15 protein-coding genes are annotated in these 19,050 nt (G+C 55.5%); 10 read left to right on the plus strand and 5 right to left on the minus strand.

Features of this window, described 5'->3' with window-relative positions; genetic code table 11:
- Window position 1: 1 nt before the first annotated feature.
- Window positions 2-703: a proteobacterial dedicated sortase system response regulator gene (gene pdsR, locus MWU64_RS05755; protein ID WP_247062428.1), complete on the minus strand. Its 702-nt coding sequence runs from the start codon at window positions 701-703 to the stop codon at window positions 2-4.
- Between the two features lie 179 nt (window positions 704-882).
- On the opposite strand from pdsR, the gene MWU64_RS05760 reads away from it, so the two are divergent.
- From MWU64_RS05760 to MWU64_RS05780, 5 genes are all read left to right on the plus strand, one after another.
- Window positions 883-3,021: a marine proteobacterial sortase target protein gene (locus MWU64_RS05760; protein WP_247062430.1), complete on the plus strand. Its 2,139-nt coding sequence runs from the start codon at window positions 883-885 to the stop codon at window positions 3,019-3,021.
- The gene (locus MWU64_RS05765; RefSeq protein WP_247062439.1) at window positions 3,018-3,599 is read left to right on the plus strand and encodes a class GN sortase; all 582 of its coding nucleotides are present in this window, start codon (window positions 3,018-3,020) and stop codon (window positions 3,597-3,599) included. Before MWU64_RS05760 ends, MWU64_RS05765 begins: the two co-directional genes overlap by 4 nt.
- Window positions 3,600-3,647: 48 nt before the next feature.
- On the plus strand, window positions 3,648-4,367 hold the full coding sequence (locus MWU64_RS05770) for a 1-acylglycerol-3-phosphate O-acyltransferase (protein ID WP_247062441.1): 720 nt from the start codon (window positions 3,648-3,650) through the stop codon (window positions 4,365-4,367).
- 69 nt (window positions 4,368-4,436) lie between these two features.
- On the plus strand, window positions 4,437-4,679 hold the full coding sequence (locus MWU64_RS05775) for a GlsB/YeaQ/YmgE family stress response membrane protein (protein WP_133007138.1): 243 nt from the start codon (window positions 4,437-4,439) through the stop codon (window positions 4,677-4,679).
- 1 nt (window position 4,680) lies between these two features.
- The gene (locus tag MWU64_RS05780; protein ID WP_247062443.1) at window positions 4,681-5,082 is read left to right on the plus strand and encodes an MAPEG family protein; all 402 of its coding nucleotides are present in this window, start codon (window positions 4,681-4,683) and stop codon (window positions 5,080-5,082) included.
- Window positions 5,083-5,158: 76 nt separating this feature from the next.
- On the opposite strand, the gene MWU64_RS05785 is transcribed toward MWU64_RS05780, so the two are convergent.
- Window positions 5,159-5,599 (minus strand): OmpA family protein, encoded by a 441-nt coding sequence (locus MWU64_RS05785; protein ID WP_247062445.1) that lies wholly within the window; start codon window positions 5,597-5,599, stop codon window positions 5,159-5,161.
- Window positions 5,600-5,829: 230 nt separating this feature from the next.
- Between MWU64_RS05785 and MWU64_RS05790 the strand changes: the two genes are divergently transcribed.
- The gene (locus tag MWU64_RS05790) at window positions 5,830-7,281 is read left to right on the plus strand and encodes a rhomboid family intramembrane serine protease (RefSeq protein WP_247062447.1); all 1,452 of its coding nucleotides are present in this window, start codon (window positions 5,830-5,832) and stop codon (window positions 7,279-7,281) included.
- A 27-nt stretch (window positions 7,282-7,308) separates the two neighbouring features.
- On the opposite strand, the gene MWU64_RS05795 is transcribed toward MWU64_RS05790, so the two are convergent.
- Window positions 7,309-8,763, minus strand: a complete 1,455-nt coding sequence (locus tag MWU64_RS05795; RefSeq protein WP_247062448.1) for a hypothetical protein — start codon at window positions 8,761-8,763, stop codon at window positions 7,309-7,311.
- A gap of 207 nt (window positions 8,764-8,970) precedes the next feature.
- On the opposite strand from MWU64_RS05795, the gene acnA reads away from it, so the two are divergent.
- Complete coding sequence (acnA, locus tag MWU64_RS05800; RefSeq protein ID WP_247062450.1) at window positions 8,971-11,739, plus strand: aconitate hydratase AcnA; 2,769 nt, start codon at window positions 8,971-8,973, stop codon at window positions 11,737-11,739.
- A 34-nt stretch (window positions 11,740-11,773) separates the two neighbouring features.
- Here acnA and MWU64_RS05805 read toward each other — a convergent pair whose 3' ends face one another.
- Both MWU64_RS05805 and MWU64_RS05810 read right to left on the minus strand, forming a co-directional pair.
- Window positions 11,774-13,837, minus strand: a complete 2,064-nt coding sequence (locus tag MWU64_RS05805) for a GAF domain-containing protein (RefSeq protein WP_247062452.1) — start codon at window positions 13,835-13,837, stop codon at window positions 11,774-11,776.
- The gene (locus MWU64_RS05810) at window positions 13,824-15,608 is read right to left on the minus strand and encodes a sensor histidine kinase (RefSeq protein ID WP_247062453.1); all 1,785 of its coding nucleotides are present in this window, start codon (window positions 15,606-15,608) and stop codon (window positions 13,824-13,826) included. Before MWU64_RS05810 ends, MWU64_RS05805 begins: the two co-directional genes overlap by 14 nt.
- 98 nt (window positions 15,609-15,706) lie before the next feature.
- On the opposite strand from MWU64_RS05810, the gene MWU64_RS05815 reads away from it, so the two are divergent.
- Genes MWU64_RS05815 through MWU64_RS05825 form a run of 3 tightly spaced genes read left to right on the plus strand, consistent with a single transcriptional unit; the run spans window position 15,707 to window position 18,973 of the window.
- A complete protein-coding gene (locus tag MWU64_RS05815) occupies window positions 15,707-17,428 on the plus strand; it encodes a diguanylate cyclase (protein WP_247062459.1) in 1,722 nt (573 codons plus the stop codon).
- A gap of 11 nt (window positions 17,429-17,439) precedes the next feature.
- Window positions 17,440-18,588 carry a response regulator gene (locus MWU64_RS05820; protein ID WP_247062461.1) on the plus strand — a complete coding sequence of 383 codons (1,149 nt, stop codon included), beginning with the start codon at window positions 17,440-17,442 and terminating at the stop codon, window positions 18,586-18,588.
- On the plus strand, window positions 18,578-18,973 hold the full coding sequence (locus tag MWU64_RS05825; RefSeq protein ID WP_247062462.1) for a response regulator: 396 nt from the start codon (window positions 18,578-18,580) through the stop codon (window positions 18,971-18,973). The genes MWU64_RS05820 and MWU64_RS05825 overlap by 11 nt, the downstream gene beginning before the upstream one ends.
- Window positions 18,974-19,050 lie beyond the last annotated feature (77 nt).

Genomic DNA, 19,050 nt, shown 5'->3' on the forward strand with positions numbered 1-19,050 from the left:
TTTAAACCTCACGAGCGTTCCACCGATACCCCATGCCGTAGGCGGTTTGAATGCCGTCGAAACTGGCATCCAGTTGTATGAATTTACGCCGGATGCGTTTGATGTGAGAGGTTACGGTGTTGTCGTCGAGTACCGTGCTGGCCGCTTCCATCAGCTGTTCACGGCTGCGAACGTGGCCGGGGTGTTGCACCAGCGAATGCAGCATCCAGAATTCGGTCACTGTCAGGTCAACCGGTTGCTGGTCCCAGCTCACCGTCATGCGGTCCACGTTCATTTCCATGCGCCCTCGCTGCACCACTTCATCGGGTTTTTGCAGGGCTTCGGCCCAGGCCTCGGCACGGCGAAGCAGGGCTGTAATCCGGGCCAACAGGTGGTCCAGACTCATGTCTTTGGTGACGTAATCATCGGCCCCTAAGCGCAGGCCGTGAACGGTGTCTATGTCGCTGTCCCGAGCGGTGAGGAATATAATCGGCAGGGTTGCCGATTGGTCACGCAGCGCCTGGCACAGTTCAAAACCGCCTTCCGGTTCGTCGCCCAGCCCAACGTCGATGATGGCAAGGTCGGGCAGCCGCTGGCGCAGTACCTGCCAGGCCGAGGGCCGGTCACCGTAGGCAGATACCTGATACCCCCGGCGTTCGAACGCCGCCCGGTAGTTGTCGCGAATGCCTGGTTCGTCTTCTATCAGTGCAATGTGTTTTTTCATAACCCGTCGTTCAGCGATATGTCGCCCCATTAAAGCACGCTCAAGGGCCGGTTCAAGTCAGGGCTGCCTGATTGCCACAATTCATCATAGTTTTCCGCCAGTTTGCCTGCTTTTGCCACGGCGAGGTCGTATCCGGCTGTTGCAATAGCATCACTCACTGCCAAAAAAAGGATGACGTGATGATGTTGCTAACGCTGTTTGCCAATCCGGCCGCCAGAGCCGGTTTCAATGCCTCCCGCCGGTTAAGCCCGAAATTGGATGCCCGCAAAAGGCTGCGTATTGCCGAAGGTGTCAGCCTTTGGCTGGCGGTGTTGATGATGCTGTTTGTGCACCCCTTGTATGCCGAAGCCAGCGAGGGCAATGAAGAAAGAGCAGGGCAGCTGTACCTGATGGATGGACAACGCTCGTGGCAACAACCGGCGCTGGTTCTGGACAGTGATTTTAAAGTGCAGGTTTCTGGCTTGCTGGCCCAAACCCGGCTGACCAGAAGCTTTAAAAACACCAGCGATCAGTGGCAAGAAGGTGTGTTTGTGTTTCCGCTGCCGGAAAAAGCCACGGTCTACGGTTTGGAGATGACGGTGGGTGAGCGCCGGGTCGTCGGGCGGCTTGAGCCGAAGGCGCAAGCTCGCAAAACCTATGACAAAGCCAAAGCTGCCGGACAGCATGCGGCAACGGTTGAGCAGCAGCGCCCCAATATGTTCACCAGTCGGATTGCCAACATTCCACCGGGTGAAACGGTTCGGGTAGACATTCGTTACCAACAGCCGGTCAGCTATCGGCACGGCGAGTTTGAGCTGCGTCTCCCTACTACGCTAACGCCACGTTACATGCCGGGGGAAACGATCGCCGATGCTCCGAAGCACTGGCAGTCTGGCTGGGCGACGCCGACCGATCAGGTGCCCGATGCCCGAGATATCAGCCCGTTCACGGTACGTGCCGACGATGTATCGCCGCATAGCCACAGAGCAACCATTGCACTGGACATTGAAGGCGGTTTTCCGCTGGCCGAAGTCACCAGCCCGAGCCATAGCCTGCACACGAATATCGACGGTACCCGGGCCACCGTGACCCCCGAAGGTGATCGGGTGTTGATGAACAAGGATGTGATCGTGCGCTGGCGTGCCCTGGCAGGTCGGGAACCGACCGCGGCGGTGTTTCATCAACAATGGCAGGGCCAGGATTTTCTGATGGCGATGGTGTTGCCGCCGGAAAGTACCGGTCCGGTGTTGCGCCGTGAACTGCAATTCGTGATCGATTCCTCCGGCTCTATGGCGGGTGAATCCATGGTGCAAGCACGGGAGGCTTTGTTGCGTGGACTCGATACCCTGCGCCCGGGCGACTATTTCAATGTCATCCAGTTCAACAGCCAGGCCCACGCACTGTTTACTCAACCGGTGCCGGCAGAGCGGCATTATCTGGCTCGTGCCCGCCATTATGTGCACAACCTGCAGGCAGACGGTGGTACCGAAATGACGGGTGCTTTGTCGCTGGCGATGAGTATGAACAGGGCGCCGGTCGAGGCATTGGTTCAGCAAATGGTGTTCATCACCGATGGTGCCGTGGGTAACGAATCCGCGTTGTTCGAGAAGATTCGCCAAGGACTGGATGAGCGTCGCCTGTTTACGGTGGGTATTGGCTCGGCGCCCAATATGCACTTTCTGCGGGAAGCGGCCCGCTGGGGCCGCGGGGAGTACACCGCCATTCACAACAGCGGAGAGGTGAATCAGGCGCTGAAAAAACTCTTCGCCGCTATGGAGGCGCCGGTACTGACCGACCTTGAAGTGCGCTGGCCCTCGGAAGGCTCAGAGTCGAACCCTGTACCGTCCAAACCCGGTGATCTATTCCTTGGCCGACCATTGGTACAAGTGATCCAAGGCGTGCCCGCAGCTGGTGAGTTAGACGTGTCAGGCAAACTTCCGGGTGGCCGACGCTGGAGCACACGCTTGAACCTTAATCATGCGGCCCCGGCAACCGGCTTGAACCGACACTGGGCCAGAGGCCAGATTGATGAACTGATGGATACGGCGCGCCTGAATGGAGAATCGCCCGACCAAGCCCGGATTATCCGGTTGTCGATGGCGCACCGGGTGATGTCGCCGTTTACCAGCTTTGTTGCCGTGGAGGAACAACCGGTTCGACCCGCCGCTGAGAATCTTGAAAGTGAGCAGTTACCGACCTTGCTGCCCGCCGGCAGCCGGTCAGGTATGTTGCGTTATCCCCAGACGGCTACCTTTGGACCGCTATTCAGTGCGCTGGGTTTGGTGGGACTGATGTTTGCGCTGGCGTTAGCCATGCTGAACCGGAGGGCAACCGCATGAGACGTTTTCTGGTGCTGTTGACGAGTGCTTCGCTTATTGTGCTGATGTTCGGATTATGGATTCCGTTGAAGGCGCTGGTGGCTCAGGAGTTGCTGGAGCAAGCCTGGTCTGAGAGCCAGGCACAACAAACCGAGCAGCGGCCCTGGCCCTGGGCTGATACCTGGCCCGTGGCCAGGCTTGAACTACCGGAATTCGGGGTTTCCATGATCGTGCTGGAGGGCGGCCATGGCGAAAGCCTGGCCTTTGGACCCGGCCGGGTATTTGGCGGTGAGCATGGCCCGCTTATTCTGGCGGGCCACCGGGATACCCATTTCCGTCACTTGCAGAACGTGCAGCCGGGTAATCAGCTACGCGTGCAAGACCAGAGCCGGCGCTGGCAGGAATATGAGGTGACCGATGTGGCCATAGTAGACAGTCGTACGGAGTCGATAGATACCCACCAGCTCCCGCAGGATTCGGTGCTTCTGATTACCTGTTACCCCTTTGATACCTTGGATGCCAGAGGGCCTTTGCGCTATGTTGTAAAGGCGCGCCCCACCACGCAGAAGGGGCCAAACAATGCTGTTGCGATTTTATAAATTGGCGTACACTTGTGCGCCAAAAATTTTAAGATCCGGAAACACAGTATGGGTGTCGTACGAAAATTACTGGCTTGGGTGTCGGTTGCCGTTCTCTGTTTGTTGTCATTGGTGTTGTATCTGGCACGGCCTTTTAACCCGGACAATAACCGTTTGTTGGCGGGATTCATTGCCCGCTTTTGCCGGCGGGTACTGGGTATGGAGCGCCCTTTGTACGGTGCCGAGAACATGCCGCAAGACCGGCCTACGGTCATTGTGGCGAACCATCAGGAAAACGATGATTTGATGGTGGTGGGCGATTTGTTGCCGCCGCGAACCGTTGCCGTGGGTAAATCAGCGCTATTGTGGATTCCTTTCTTTGGTCAGGTGTTCTGGTTAGGGGGCAACATCATTCTTAACCGACGCCAATCTCATAAAGCGGTGGCCATCATGAAGGCCACCAGCGATGCCATTAACAAAGACCGCAAGAGTATCTGGGTGTTTGCCGAAGGCACCCGCAGCCGGGGCCAGGGACTTGGACGCTTCAAAAAAGGCGCGTTTCACATGGCCATTGCTGCGGGCGCGCCAATTACCATGGTGTGTGTGGCCAACTACCACGGCAAAACCGAAGGGTTACTTGGCCGCCGCGGATCCGTGCCGGTACGCATCCTTCCACCGATCGAAACGGCAGGTTTGACTAATGCTGATGTCACAGAGTTGATGGACCGTTGTCACAAGCAAATGGCTGAGGCGGTGAACGAGCTTCCAGCTACACCCAGAACTGCTTGAACAGCCTTAACAAACAGGGCAGTCTTTGGCACATACGGTTGAACGACTAAACGACAGGAGAACCGATAGATGAGTCTGATCTGGTTTCTGATTATTGGTGGTCTTGCTGGCTGGTTAGCCGGCCTGATTATGAAAGGCAAAGGTTTCGGCGTGCTGGCCAATATTGGTATCGGTATTGTGGGGTCGGTCATTGGCGGAGTGGTATTTGGTCTGCTCGGACTTGCGGTAAAAAGCATGGTCGGAGAGCTGGTCACAGCAACGGCGGGTGCGGTACTGCTACTCGCTGTTGTTAACAAGATAAAGCAGGGCTGACATGATCATACCCGTTACGGCTGTCTTCGCTGCAGTCTTAGGCATTTTGTTGCTGGTTCTGTCCGTGCTGGCGGTCAGATTCCGCCTGAAGTACCAGATTGGCATGGGGGTAAACGACGACCCTGTATTCCAGGCCACCGTGAGGGCTCACGCCAACCTGGTGGAGTACGCGCCGGTTGGCTTGATTATGCTGGCCATCGCTGAACTCAATGGCGTGTCATCAACATTGATCTACTGGACCGGCATGGCGCTGGTGGTTGGGCGAATCCTGCATGCGTTCGGCATGATTAAAGGTAAGGGCAAAACCCACATGGCCCGATTGTTCGGAATGGTACTGACCTGGTTGTCGATTCTGGTCGCCGCGGTTTTACTGCTGTGGAACGTAGGCACGGTATACGGTTAATACCGAACACCGGTCAAACAAAAACGGGGCCTTTGTCAGGCCCCGTTTTTGTATCTTTCAGGTTCGAAAGTAAGCGTTAAAGCGCCTGTGCGATGTCCATCGACAGGTATTCCAGTTCAACCCTGCGATTGGCCGCGTGATCTTCTGGCCGCGCCAGTGGCCGCTCAGCGCCCCAAGTCGCCATGATCATAGCCGATGGCGAAACCCCTTCCTGTGTTAACAATCGCGCCACTGAGTGGGCTCTCAGGCGCGCCAGAAACTGGTTGTAGTCGCCAGAACCGAAGTTGTCGGAGTGACCGTGAATTTTTACCCGTGTGCCCGGGTTCCGCTTCAGATAGGCCGCATGCTGTTTGAGAATCTCGCTATCTGCCTCATCCAGCGTGTGCTTGTTGAAACCGTAATGAAAGCGAGTGCGGTGCGGGCGACCTGCCTCCTGACACTGCTGTGCTGCATTCAATCCGGACATCAGCGCGGCTTGGGCCAGCATTTCAGGGTTATCTAAAACGAGAGTCGTCATCTGCAGTATCCTTGCAATCAAAGTCAGGTTCTTTTTGTTATTGCTCAGGTACTATTTAGTTATAGAGCAATAACAGCAATTGGCGAATAGTCGATACAAGATCCGCGGGTACGGTTACCCATTGAAGAGCGCTTATATGACCGCCTGATGACATTACACCGCGAAAATAAGGCACCGCTGTGGTAAAAAGCAGCCTATCAAGGACCGATTGTGATGAATAGTGACCGCCTATGTTGATTATCCCCGCCGAGAATACCGTTAATTGGAAACGCCCGCCTTGGGTAACGCTGAGTCTGATCATGGCCTGCCTGCTGGTGTTTCTTTTCTATCAGGGCGGCGACGACCAGAAGCTGGAACACGCACTCGAACAGTACATCAACAGCGGTTTGTTAGAACTGGAAGCGCCAGCCTACGAAGATTATCTGCAGCGGGAGATCCGCTTTGAGGGTGATCAGCAGAGCGTGCTGGAACTGCAAGACTTCCAGCAGCTTCAGGAGCAAAACAATGAGCTCTGGCAAGCGATTACCTTATTGATGGACCGGGAGTATTACCAATACCTGCAGGACAACACCGACATCATCTGGGCGCCTGCCGAACGTCGGGTATGGCTGCAGCAGCGCACGGCCATAGAAGAGCAATGGATCAGCCAGATGAGCGCGTTTCAGCTGGGGTTAGTGCCGGCCGAACTGTCGCTCTACACCCTCATCAGCTACCAGTTTCTGCACGGTGGCTGGGGGCACATCATAGGTAACTTGGTGTTCCTGTTTTTACTGGGGTTCACGGTAGAGCGGGCGTTGGGTCCGGGGCGGTTTCTGGTGGCGTATCTGGTGTGTGGTGCGCTGTCGGGCTTGGTGTTTACCGCGTTTTCTTCAGGCAGCCAGATACCGCTGGTCGGTGCATCGGGTTCCATTTCTGGTTTGATGGGCATGTACGTGGCCATTTACGGCCTGCAAAAAATTCGCTTTTTCTACTTCCTAGGCGTTTATTTCAACTACTTCCGGGCACCGGCCATTGCCATGTTGCCGGTTTGGCTCGGTAAGGAAATTTACGATTACTGGTTTGCCGGTGCTACCGGTGTTGCCTACATGGCCCACGCGGGCGGGTTGGTTGCTGGCGCCGGTTTGGTCTGGCTGTTGGGCAAAAGCTGGCTGCAGGTGAAAGAAGAATTCTACGAGCCAGAGCCCGATGAACAGGATGCCCGTTTTACCGCTGGATACGCGCAGGCCATGGCCAGCCTTGGCCGGATGGAATTTGAACAGGCCAGACGCCAGTTTGAGGCGCTTAGAGAGCATTATCCTGAGCGCCCGGTCTTGCTCGAACACCTGTATCAGCTCGCCAAACTTCGGCCCGATCTTCCAGCGTATCGGGAGCGAACCACCGAGTTGATGGCGGATGCGCTGATTCGGCGCCAACCTGAACAGCTGGTGTCGGTTTGGCAGGAATATCTCAGCAAGGGCGAAGCCCATCACCCGTTGGCCGGCGAAGACCACAACCGGGTACTGTTTGCCAGCCTGAAGAACAATGATCTGAAAGCGGCTGAGAAGGCGTTCGAGCGGATGCGCACGCGGGCGGAGCCTGAAATGGTGTACGAGGCCTGCCAACTGTTGGTGAGCGAGTTTGATAAGTTGCAAATGGAGCCGAAAGCCCGACATTACCGGCAATTGCTGCAGGGCCTGAGCTAATAAGCATTAGGCCCCTCTTCTGCAGGCTTATTCAGCGATTTGGAAACTGGCTTTCGGGCCCTTCAGAGGCTCCCTGTTGTTTACTTGATCTAACCAGACTTCAATGTGCTGGTGGGTAGGGTGTCCGTTACACCGCTTCTGAACATAGGTAACAAACGCACTCGCCTTTTCCCATTGTTGCAGGCCGTTCGCTAACACTTGTGCCGCCAACAGATAAGCCGGTGCCAGTTGTTCGCTGTCCGGAAAGCGCTTGTGGAAGTCCTGCAGCAGCCGAAGCGCAGGCTTGAAATGCTGCCGGTGGTACAAAGCCGTCGCGCAGGCCAGCGCCAGATCGGCATCGTCTACCTGAAAGTTCGGCTCCAGTGTTTGCAGCGTTCCGATCAGCTCGTTCAGCCCGTCGCCGTCGTTGCGGTCGGCAAGCCAAGCCATCAACCGCGGATGATACCGGTACAAGTCGGAGACATCGTTGCGAGCGGTAAGCAGTTGGTACAATTGCCCCAGCCGACGTGGGTCATTCCGGTCTTTCTTGAGCGCTTCTTTGAGGATCGCCTGAGCGCGATCGTAGTTGCCGTCTTTCAGGTTCATATCCAGATCCGCATCCAACCGGCTGGACCGGTCCCGGTGCTGATGGCCGGCGAGATCGTCTTCATCCTGAATATCCGAGGCAAAGCCCAGCTCTTCCTGATACTGAAACAGCAGGTAGCCGAGCATGTGGAACAGAATCAGTGTGAACGTACTGTTCAAAAAGCCCGCCAAAGGCTGCGCCACCCACAAGGGAAAGTGAGTCACCGCAAAATCCTGGGCCGCCCCTGAGGCCAGTGTCAGCAGGATCAAATACCCGTACAGCAAGAAATAAGGCGTGCCGATACGGGAGATAAGCACCGCCAGATTGAGCGGGTTCACCGCCGCACCCACCGAGCGTTCCATTGCCAGAACCATAATGCTGGCGGGCAGCCCCAGCACCACAAACGCGATGGCCAACATCATTAAAATCGAACCGCCGAGCATGGCGGCGGCGGTCACCAAGGCACCCATCAACACAAACACCAGCAATTGCAGGATCACGATGTTGAAACCACTGCCTGAAAACGCTTCTGACACCGGAGGTGGCTTCAAGTGCCCCTCCGCTGTTCGATTGATGACGGCGTAGGTGTACTTGAATAGCGCCAGCGCCAACACCACCCAGATGATCAATCCAATGAGATTGGCAGGTGCAACGATCGGCACCAGCGTGCAGATAGCAATAACGATCAGCGGGTCGCTATGAAACGGATAGCGGAAGAAGGCGCCAATTCTTTGCCAGAAGGGCACGACTTCGGTGGCCGCCCCCAGATAGCGCATGGCCTTACTGCATTTCGGACACAGGCCTTGGCGCTGGCGGGTATCGGCATCGGGCATGCAGCGGCTGCAATAGTGCATCTGGCACTCACCGCAGTGCCACTTGGCGGGGTCGCCCGGGTGGTAATGGCAATCGTGTTTCATGGCAAAAGTCCTGGTCCGTCAGAAATCAGAGTTAATGATGACAGAAGTGCTAAAAGCCCGCATCAGCTCTGTTCTCATATCGGCAACCCGGCATGGCAACCGGCTATCATGTATGAGTATTTACCGACCAATGGTTGAAGTCTGCGTTTTCGGTGCGATAGTTAAGTATAAGGACCAAATCGAGAGCGTAATTAGAGGAGGCAACGTATGTCGAATAAATCGTCGAGTTCCAACAGTCTGAGTACTCTCTCCACCCTCGAGGCCGGTGGCAAGACGTTTCATTATTACAGTCTGAAAAAGGCCGAAGAATCCTTGGGCGATCTGCAGCGCTTGCCCTTCTCGTTAAAAGTGCTGATGGAAAACCTGCTGCGCAACGAAGATGGCGCAACCGTTGATCGCTCCCACATCGACGCCATGGTGCAGTGGCTGAAAGACCGAAAGTCCAATACCGAAATCCAGTTTCGCCCGGCCCGGGTGCTAATGCAGGACTTTACCGGTGTGCCCGGTGTGGTGGATCTCGCCGCAATGCGCGAAGCTGTCAAGAAAGCAGGGGGCGACCCGGCCCTCATTAACCCGTTGTCGCCGGTCGACCTGGTGATTGACCACTCGGTCATGGTGGATGAATTCGGCTCCGCGTCGTCGTTTGGCAAAAACGTCGAAATCGAAATGAGGCGTAACCAGGAACGTTACGAATTTTTGCGTTGGGGCCAGCAAGCCTTTGATAACTTCCGTGTGGTGCCGCCCGGAACCGGTATCTGTCACCAAGTAAACCTGGAATATCTCGGCAAAACCGTTTGGCAGAAACAGGACGGCGACAAAACCATCGCCTACCCCGATACGCTGGTGGGCACCGACTCCCACACCACCATGATCAACGGCCTCGGCATCTTGGGCTGGGGTGTTGGTGGTATTGAAGCCGAAGCCGCGATGCTGGGGCAGCCGGTATCCATGCTGATCCCGGAAGTGGTTGGCTTCAAAATGACCGGTAAATTGCGCGAAGGTATCACCGCTACGGACCTGGTATTGACCGTGGTGGAAATGCTGCGTGAGAAGGGTGTAGTGGGCAAGTTTGTGGAATTCTACGGCGATGGCCTGAAAGACATGCCGGTGGCAGACCGCGCCACCATTGCCAATATGGCACCGGAATACGGCGCCACCTGTGGCTTCTTCCCGGTTGACGAACAAACGCTGAAGTACTTGCGCCTGACTGGCCGGGACGACGAATTGATCGATCTGGTCGAAAACTACTCGAAAGCACAAGGCTTGTGGCGCGAGCCGGGCCACGAACCGGTTTACAGCGCAACGCTGGAACTCGACATGGGCGACGTGGAAGCCAGTATGGCAGGGCCGAAACGGCCGCAGGATCGAGTTGCCCTGAAAAACATGAAGTCGGCGTTTGAGCTGCTTATGGCAACCAACGAAGGTGGCCCGGATGCAACTGAAAAGCGTGATGCCGAACTGGAATCTGAAGGCGGCCAAACAGCGGTCGGTGTGGATAAGAGTTATCACCATCCGTGCAGCCGGTCGTTGACACTGAACGGTCAGGAAACCCGTTTGGACCCGGGCGCGGTGGTGATTGCCGCCATTACCTCTTGTACCAACACATCCAACCCCAGCGTGATGATGGCCGCCGGGTTGGTGGCGCGCAAAGCCGTTGAAAAAGGCCTGCAGACCAAGCCTTGGGTAAAAACGTCGCTGGCGCCCGGCTCCAAAGTGGTGACCGAATACCTGAACGCTGGCGGTTTTCAGGATGACTTGAACAAACTGGGCTTTGACCTGGTGGGTTACGGCTGCACAACCTGTATTGGTAACTCCGGTCCGCTGCCGGATGCGGTCGAGAAAGCCATCGAAGATGGTGATATTACCGTCGCCTCTGTGTTGTCAGGCAACCGTAACTTTGAGGGCCGCATTCATCCCCTGGTGAAAACCAACTGGTTGGCATCGCCCCCCTTGGTCGTGGCCTATGCGCTAGCCGGGAACGTGCGGGTGAACCTGCACGAAGATCCGCTGGGTAACGACCAAGATGGCAATCCGGTGTATCTGAAGGACCTCTGGCCGTCTCAGGAGGAAATCGCTCAGGCGGTGGAGAAGGTGAAAACCAACATGTTCCGCAGCGAGTATGCCGCCGTGTTCGATGGCGATGCCACCTGGCAGGCAATTGATGTGCCGGAAACCAAGGTCTACAACTGGTCGGATAAGTCGACATACATTCAGCACCCGCCGTTCTTTGAAGGCATGGGGCCAGAGCCGGATGCCGTGGAAAACATCAAAGACGCGCACATTCTGGCCATGTTGGGTGATTCCGTCACAACCGACCATATTTCGCCTGCGGGTTCATTCAGCCCTGACAGTCCTGCCGGGAAATACCTGCAGGAGCGCGGTGTAGAGCCGAAGAACTTCAACTCGTACGGGTCCCGTCGGGGTAACCACGAGGTGATGATGCGCGGCACCTTCGCCAACGTTCGCATCCGTAACGAAATGCTGGACGGTGTTGAAGGCGGTTTCACCAAATTCGTACCGACCGGCGAGCAGATGCCGATCTACGATGCCGCCATGAAGTATCAACAGAAAGGTACGCCATTGGTGGTCATTGCCGGTAAGGAATACGGCACGGGCTCCAGCCGGGACTGGGCGGCCAAGGGTACGCGTTTGTTGGGTGTCCGGGCCGTGGTGGCAGAGTCCTATGAACGGATTCACCGCTCCAACCTGATTGGTATGGGCGTGATGCCGCTGCAGTTCCCGGAAGGCGAAAATCGACAATCGTTGAAGCTGACCGGGGAAGAAACCATCAGCATTGAAGGCTTGGCTGGTGATATCAAACCGGGCCAGACACTGACCATGACGGTGACGTATGCCGATGGCTCCACCAAAACCTGCGATTTGAAATCACGGATTGATACCGCCAATGAGGCGGTGTACTTCATGCATGGCGGCATCCTGCACTACGTCGTGCGGGAAATGCTGAAGTCGGCATGACCCTGAACCGAAGCAGGCAAGTCGCCTGCTTCGGTTACTTGTTATTGGCCTTGCCCTGAATTGGTATCGAAAGCCAGAACGTGGCGCCGGCCCCTTCCGCCGATTCGTAACCGACCTCGCCCCCCATCGCATTCATCAGTTGCTTGGTGATTGCAAGGCCCAGACCTGTGCCTTCCTTGGCTCGGGCGGATGAGCCGTCTGCCTGTGCAAACTTCTCGAAAATACGGTTTCGAAAGCTTTCGGGAACGCCTGTGCCCTTGTCGGAAACTTCGATCACGGCCTGATCGCCTGCTTGGCGGATTTCGATCGTGACATCCTCATGAGCGGGTGAGAACTTGGCGGCATTGGACAGTAAATTGGCGACAGCCTGTTGAAGGCGTTGTGGGTCTATATTTGCTTCAAGGCCTGTGGAGGTTTCTTTCAGGCGCAATTCAACGTGTTTCTGATTGGCGTAGGTCTGAATGTGTTCAACGGCCGTTGAAACAACCTTGGCAATGGGGTGGAGCTCCATAACCAACACCATATTGCCGCTGATCAGTTTGTCGATATCCAGCAGGTCGTCGATGAGCGCCCGGAGTTGATCCGCGTTACGGTGAGTAATGTTCAGCATTTGTCTGGTTTTTTCGGAAATCTCCCCGGTAATGCCTCCAAGAATCAATCCTAAAGAACCCGAAATAGACGTGAGTGGCGTGCGCAGCTCGTGACTGACAGTCGATACGAACTGGTTTTTCATTTCCTCATTCTTCCGCCGCTCATCGATATCGACGATATAGCCGTGCCATAAGACGCTGCCGTCGGGTAGCTTCTCCGGGTTGGCCTTGCCTTCAATCCAGAGCCAGTGACCGTCTCTGGAAACAATGCGATATTGTGCCTCCCAAGGGGTAAGAGTTTCTGCGGACTGAGTTATAGATTCGGCAACCTTCGGCAAGTCATCGGGGTGTATGCGCTCAAATGCCGGAGTTGCATCTTCCAGAACGTCGCTTGGCGATAGATGGTAAACATCTTCAATGCCTTCGCTGGTGTAAGGGAAGCTGGCGTGGCCGTCGGGCCACAGCCGGTACTGGTAAAGCATTCCCGGGGCGTTGGACACCAGCTTATCGAGGGTCTCGGCCTGTTCTTGTTGCTGGATAATGTCGGCAACCCAGCGGGCGAGCAGACTGACGAAGGTTTTTTCGGTTTCGGAAAAACCCGGTAGCCGGGGCGCGGTTGACGAAAAGTTCAGGGTGCCCACGGCCTCGCCATCAACCCATATGGGGGCGGCCAAATAACTTTCCAGACCGAACATCTGGTAACAGGGCAGGTCGCGATAGGGTGATGTTGCCATGTGGTCGATGGCCAGTATATCGGGCTGGCTCATTAATATAGCGCAGTAGGTTTGTGCCAGAGGCAGTGTCAAACCGTTTTGCAACGAGGGAGCTTGCCGCTCGTGATGCCACAGTATGGTGTACGCCTCGCCTTCGATTTTGCTGACAATGGCGGTATCAATGTTCAGGTACTGGCAGGCAATTGCCAGGGCGCGTTCAATGCGCTGATCAACTTTGCCACTCGTATCCAGGGCGATATCATTGAGAATGTTAAGGGCTCGAGTTCGGTCGGTGTAATAGCTGTTGAGCTCCTGATACCGGAATTCCCGCTCGATGATATCCGCAAAGTCTCGTAAAGATTGTCGGTCTTGTGCGGAAAAGCTTCGGGGTTCGCTGTCAATCAGGCACAGAGTGCCCAAGCGATAACCTTCCAGATCGGTCAGGGGCGCGCCGGCGTAGAACCGAATGTCCGGTGCTCCGGTCACCAGGGGGTTGTCGGCGAAGCGTTCATCGGCGAGCGCGTTTTCCACGACAAACAGATTGCTGCCGAGAATAGCGTGTCCACAGAATGAAATGTCTCTACCGGTTTCCCTTACATCCAGGCCATAATAGGATTTGAACCATTGCCGGTCTGAATCTATCAGAGATACTAGGCATATTGGCACGTCGAATAACTGCGCAGCGAGGCGGGTAACCCGATCAAAGCGCTCTTCTGGCGGTGTGTCGAGTAAAAGAGTCGATTGAAGCGCGGCGAGCCTGCTGGCTTCGTTTGACGGGAAATCAGGTGTTTTCATGAAGGCTTCCTTGCGTACAAGGTGATGTCGGTAGTTCAAGCCAGAAGTGGGCACCGTGATTATAAAAATAGCCCACTTTACCGTTCATGAGCTCGGCAAGTTCTTTGCAAATAGCCAAACCCAGCCCCGTGCCGGATTTCGCCCGAGAAGATCCGACCTCTGCCTGCGCAAATCTCTGGAACAAGTTGGGAGTAAAATGTTCAGGAACACCGTCGCCTTCGTCGCTAACAGTAATGCGGATATAACCGGTCTGGGTGGCTTCAGCCTCTACTGTAATCAACCCGTCTCTGGGTGAATACTTGATGGCGTTGCTGATGAAGTTATTGAGAATTTGCCGCAATCGTTCGGGATCGGCACAGGCTGCCAAACCCTCTGCATGTTTACTGGTCAGGCGAACGCCGTACTGGTTTGCCATGGCTTGGTTGCCTTCGCAGGCTTGGTGAATGGCTTCGTCTATCCGGGTTGTGGTGGTGTGAATGCTCAGCTTCCCCGACACCGCCTTGTCAAAGTCCAGCAGATCCGTAATCAGGGCTTGTAAATGTTCGCCGTTGCGCAGGGCAACTTTGATCAGGGCGCTGGCTTTGTCGGGAAGCTGACCGGTTGCGCCGGAATCCAATAGCTTCATCGACCCGTTGATCGAGGTGAGCGGAGTACGAAGTTCATGGCTGACGTTGGAGACAAACTGGCTTTTGAGAGCATCCAACGCTTCTCTCTCGTCCATCAAGGCGTTGAAAGCATTGGCCAAATTTCGGGTTTCGGTTGTGCCGGTGATACTTAGCCGGGTGTTGCGTGCATTGCCGGTGGTCATTTCGTGGATTTTTTCAGACATGCTGCTGAGGCTGTGAGTAGCGGCACGGGTCATCAGATAGGCGAAAAACAGCAATGGCACCATGACCGCAACGCTGGCCCAAAGGAAACTCTTGAACCACGCTTTGGCGGGTTGGGTAGCCAGAGCGTATGGCGCTGCGCTGAGAAACAGCCAGCCTAGCCGGTCAAGATGTTGGGTTGCGTACACCCAGTCCTCACCGGACCCGTCGGATACAACGCCCGCGTTAACGCCGGATAAGGCGGCATCAATGAGCATGTCTTCACCCGGTGGCGGCAGGTCCGGCGCGGGTGTCCCCGGTTGCAGCGCATCCACCTGAATGAAGTGCCCGGTATCCAGTACTTTCAGCAGAGTACCGGGTTCAGGATTGAGGTCGTCAGGAAGAATGCCCTTTTGTGTCAGGTTGATAGTGCCACCTGCCAGCCCTAACAAATCGCCGTCGTCGCTCCGTATCGGTGCCAGAAACGAGAGCAAGGGTAGTCCGGTTCGTCGGCCAATGATCGGACGACTGACAATGGGAGTATTGGCGGCCATGGCGCGTTTGAAATGGGGCCGATCTGCATAGGAGGTTCCGATCCGGTTCGGTACGAAGCGGTTTTCAGTAATCGCCACGCCGTTGTTATCGAAAATTAGCAGATCGTCCTGAAACAGGTTTTCCAACCCGGGTTGTCGCGCCATCGCGAACTTGAGCTGGTCCATCGGAAGCAGATCTTCGCCATCGGTCAAAGTACTGGCAAACGCGCTCAGAGCATTCAGCCGAATCGAGAGTTCTTCATTGACCCGGCTGGCCATTGAATCGGCCTGAAGGGCTTGGCGTTCGCTCAACACCTCTTCGAAATCGTGGAGTAATCGACCGTACGCCACAAACAAAATCAGGAAAACGCTGAAAATGATGCTCAGGCCGGTAATCAGGACAACACGGGTGCCAAGGTTTAGTGTTTTCAAGGAAGACTCTTGTGGTTGTGGTCGTAATGATGAAAACATGCTTACATAAGGTGAGGATAGTGGATTTCTTCTGCTGAATGAACTGGTGAGGAAGTGCTTTGACCGCCGCAGCCCATGATCAACTCCAGAAACGCCTGAAACTGTTGCAGGATCGTTTTATCGAACGCGCCCAGAGTGACGTAGAAACGCTAGGTCATTTTGCCCGGCAGATCGAACAACAACAGTTAAGCCGGCAAGACTTGGTGGAATGCTATCAGTTGCTGCACCGTATGGCGGGGTCTGCGGGTACGTTCGGGCTCCCGGAACTGGGTGCCGCAGCGCGCTCGATCGAGAATCAGCTCAGGACGGTTGTAGAAGCAAAGGCCAGACACGCGGAGTGGCAGGATGCCCCAGTCGCGTTACCGGCCGACATAGCCATGCAGATCCATGAGCTGACGGCGTTGGTGCAAAAGGGCACCGATGAAACGAAGCCGGAATCGACACATGCACACCCCCGTCTTCATCAAGCAGAAAATGCCTATGAAGGTTCTCACGGCATGAAAGTCCAGGTAATGGCATTGGCCCATAATACCGGCTATTTGTCGAATTTGATGGCCGATTTGCAAGGATACGGGTTTGCCTGTGAGTTGATATTGCTGCAGGAATCAGAGGCGGCCATCAAAAGCCTGAACAAGCGCTCGGGGGCCACCATTCTGTTGTGTCAGGATTCTGATCTGGCGGATGTGCTCGGCTTTCGCTCAGACCATATCGAAAAGAACGAGCACCGGCGTTTTCCGGTCGTCGGCATTGGTCGTCAAAATACCTTCGAAAGCCTTTATCACGTCGCCGAACAGGGCGCGACCGCATACTTCAGTGAACCTCTGGATATGCCCGCATTGGCGGAACGGATTGAGTCGCTGGCGCTGGAGCGCGGGTCCCGTCCCCAGGGGCGAGTGTTGATTGTGGATGATGATAAGGAACTGGGCGAGCGTTATTGTTTGGTGTTGAACAATGCCGGAATGAAAACGAAGCTGGTGTCTGACCCCACGAAGATGATGTCTGCCTTGTCGGCGTTTGAACCGGATATCGTGTTGATGGATGTTCAGTTACGAGCCCATTCCGGGGTGACTCTGGCTCGAATGATACGGTACGAGCCCCGTTGGCTCGGGTTGCCGATTGTGTATTTGTCATCGGAAGACAACCCGGAAACCCAGTTGGATGCGTTGGCCAAAGGGGCCGACGAATTTCTGGTAAAGCCGGTCACCGACGAGTATCTGATTCGCTCGGTCCGTATTCGCTGCTACCGCGCCCGCCAATTGTCGGATTTGATGAACCGTGACAGTTTGACCGGCTTGCTCAAACATTCGTTGATCAAGCAGGAAGTGGAGCGTGAACTGGCTCGCTGCCGGCGTTCGGGGCATTTATCTTGCGTGGTGATGCTGGATCTGGATCACTTTAAAAAAGTGAATGACACCTGGGGTCACGGGCAGGGTGATATTGTCATTCGAACGCTTGCGCATCTGTTGCGTAACCGTCTCAGAGAATCCGATACCATCGGGCGCTATGGCGGCGAAGAGTTTTTGGTGGTTTTGTCGGATTGCCCGACCGAGCAAGCCAAAGAGCTGATCGACGACATTCGGGCCAGGTTCTCGGAATTGGTGTTCACCTCAGGCGACGACAGTTTTCAGGTGACTATGAGTGCGGGTATTGCAGCTATCAATGATTTCCCGCTGGCCAGCGAGGCAATTGAAGCAGCAGATCAGGCACTTTATGAGCGCAAGCAGGCAGGGCGTAACGGTGTGTCCGTTTATCAGCGCCAAGACGAAAATCAGGATGATTGAGGAGTAGCCCCTTGAAGGCCTTGGTTCTGGAAGACGACGAGCTTGTGGGTGAGCTGATTGAGTCGATTGTTGCGGGTCTTGGCGGCGTGCAGCAAGTCACGCTGGCCCGGTCGCTAACCGAAGCCAAGAGGTGTGTGGCCGGCGATGCCTTTGGGCTGTATCTGGTGGACTGGGAGTTGCCGGACGGGTCTGGTCTGGAACTGGTGAAACAAATACGGCGTTCGGATTCGGTGGTGCCTGTGGTTATTATCTCCGGGCGCTCGGACCGCGAGTCTGTAATAAAAGCCGCGCATCATGGCATCAGCGGGTATATCACCAAACCGCTGGATGTCGAACTGCTGCACCAACGGTTGACGGATCTCATTCCCGCGCCCACTGTTGAGAGCGCCTCCGTGCATGAATTCATGGCCAAAGCTTCGAATTCGGTGGTCCAACTGCCGACCGAACTTGACCCGGCCGAGATCATCGAGCTGATCGGTCGTGCTGATACCCTATCTGCCTCGGAACTGGCGGAGCGCTGGCGGGAGCAGATCGGTTTGACCGCCCGCATTCTGGATGTGGCCAACAGCAGTTCGTTCAGGCGAACGGGTAAACCGGTTGAGTCTCTTAGAGTGGCTATCGGAAGCATCGGTGTTTCCATGGCACTGAACCAGGCGTTGGCGCTTGCGCTGGATGTGACCGCAAAACTGACTCGCCCGGAACTGAAAGCGGTCGCAGACCGTTATCAGGATATCTCGCTTCGGGTTTCTCGGGATGCAAATCAAATAGCCCTTCGTGTTGGTAAAGCCTCTACGATGTATCGAAGCGCCGGGTTACTGAGTCGTTTGGGTGAAATGGCGGTGCTTAAAGTGCTGAATCAGTTTGATGCGGCTGGCGGAACCCTTGCCGAGGCCGAGATTGAGCAGTGTTTGGCGCGCTGGTCTGAGGAATACGGCAACCGCCTGAAAGTACACTGGAAGTTTCCGTTAGGTTTGAGGGAGTTGATAGGCGCTGTGCATTTTTTATCGCCCGACAACCACCGGGAAGGGCCAATCATTATGCGGGCTGCCGCGTTGATGGCTGAAAGCCGACAAGAAGAAAAAGAGTGCCAGCGATTGTTGCGTCAATTGGGTTTGGATGCAACGGAGCTTACCAAGGAGACGCCGAGCGATGCCGTATGAGGGAAACGAGTTGAATAAAGTGTTATACGTGGAGGATGATGCCGACATACGGGCCATCGCGGAGTTGGCGTTGCAGGACGTTGGCGGATTTTCCGCCAAGCTATGTAGCTCCGGCGCGGAAGCTGTTGAGGTTGCGCCGGGTTTTCAGCCGGATTTGATCCTCCTGGATGTGATGATGCCGGAAATGGACGGCCCGGAAACCTTGAAAGCACTGCGCAAGATTGAGGCAACTCAAACGACGCCGGTTATTTTTATGACCGCCCGAATTCAGCGAACAGAGATTGATGAATACCTGTCGTTGGGTGCGCTGGGCGTGATTCCGAAGCCGTTTGACCCGATGACGCTGGCCGATGAAATACGGAGAATATACCAGGAGCTTGCCTGAGCCGGGTTTGGCTCATTGTCTCGGGTGCGAACAACGGCATTTTGAGATAGGCTGTCTGCTTTAAATTACGCGCACGA

This window comes from Marinobacter sp. S0848L (assembly GCF_023016065.1).
In the GTDB taxonomy this organism is placed as follows: domain Bacteria; phylum Pseudomonadota; class Gammaproteobacteria; order Pseudomonadales; family Oleiphilaceae; genus Marinobacter.

Coding starts and splice junctions, on each gene's coding strand:
- pdsR (WP_247062428.1), bottom strand. CDS start 703: ATGAAAAAACACATTGCACTGATAGAAGACGAACCAGGCATTCGCGAC.
- MWU64_RS05760 (WP_247062430.1), top strand. CDS start 883: ATGATGTTGCTAACGCTGTTTGCCAATCCGGCCGCCAGAGCCGGTTTC.
- MWU64_RS05765 (WP_247062439.1), top strand. CDS start 3,018: ATGAGACGTTTTCTGGTGCTGTTGACGAGTGCTTCGCTTATTGTGCTG.
- MWU64_RS05770 (WP_247062441.1), top strand. CDS start 3,648: ATGGGTGTCGTACGAAAATTACTGGCTTGGGTGTCGGTTGCCGTTCTC.
- MWU64_RS05775 (WP_133007138.1), top strand. CDS start 4,437: ATGAGTCTGATCTGGTTTCTGATTATTGGTGGTCTTGCTGGCTGGTTA.
- MWU64_RS05780 (WP_247062443.1), top strand. CDS start 4,681: ATGATCATACCCGTTACGGCTGTCTTCGCTGCAGTCTTAGGCATTTTG.
- MWU64_RS05785 (WP_247062445.1), bottom strand. CDS start 5,599: ATGACGACTCTCGTTTTAGATAACCCTGAAATGCTGGCCCAAGCCGCG.
- MWU64_RS05790 (WP_247062447.1), top strand. CDS start 5,830: ATGTTGATTATCCCCGCCGAGAATACCGTTAATTGGAAACGCCCGCCT.
- MWU64_RS05795 (WP_247062448.1), bottom strand. CDS start 8,763: ATGAAACACGATTGCCATTACCACCCGGGCGACCCCGCCAAGTGGCAC.
- acnA (WP_247062450.1), top strand. CDS start 8,971: ATGTCGAATAAATCGTCGAGTTCCAACAGTCTGAGTACTCTCTCCACC.
- MWU64_RS05805 (WP_247062452.1), bottom strand. CDS start 13,837: ATGAAAACACCTGATTTCCCGTCAAACGAAGCCAGCAGGCTCGCCGCG.
- MWU64_RS05825 (WP_247062462.1), top strand. CDS start 18,578: ATGCCGTATGAGGGAAACGAGTTGAATAAAGTGTTATACGTGGAGGAT.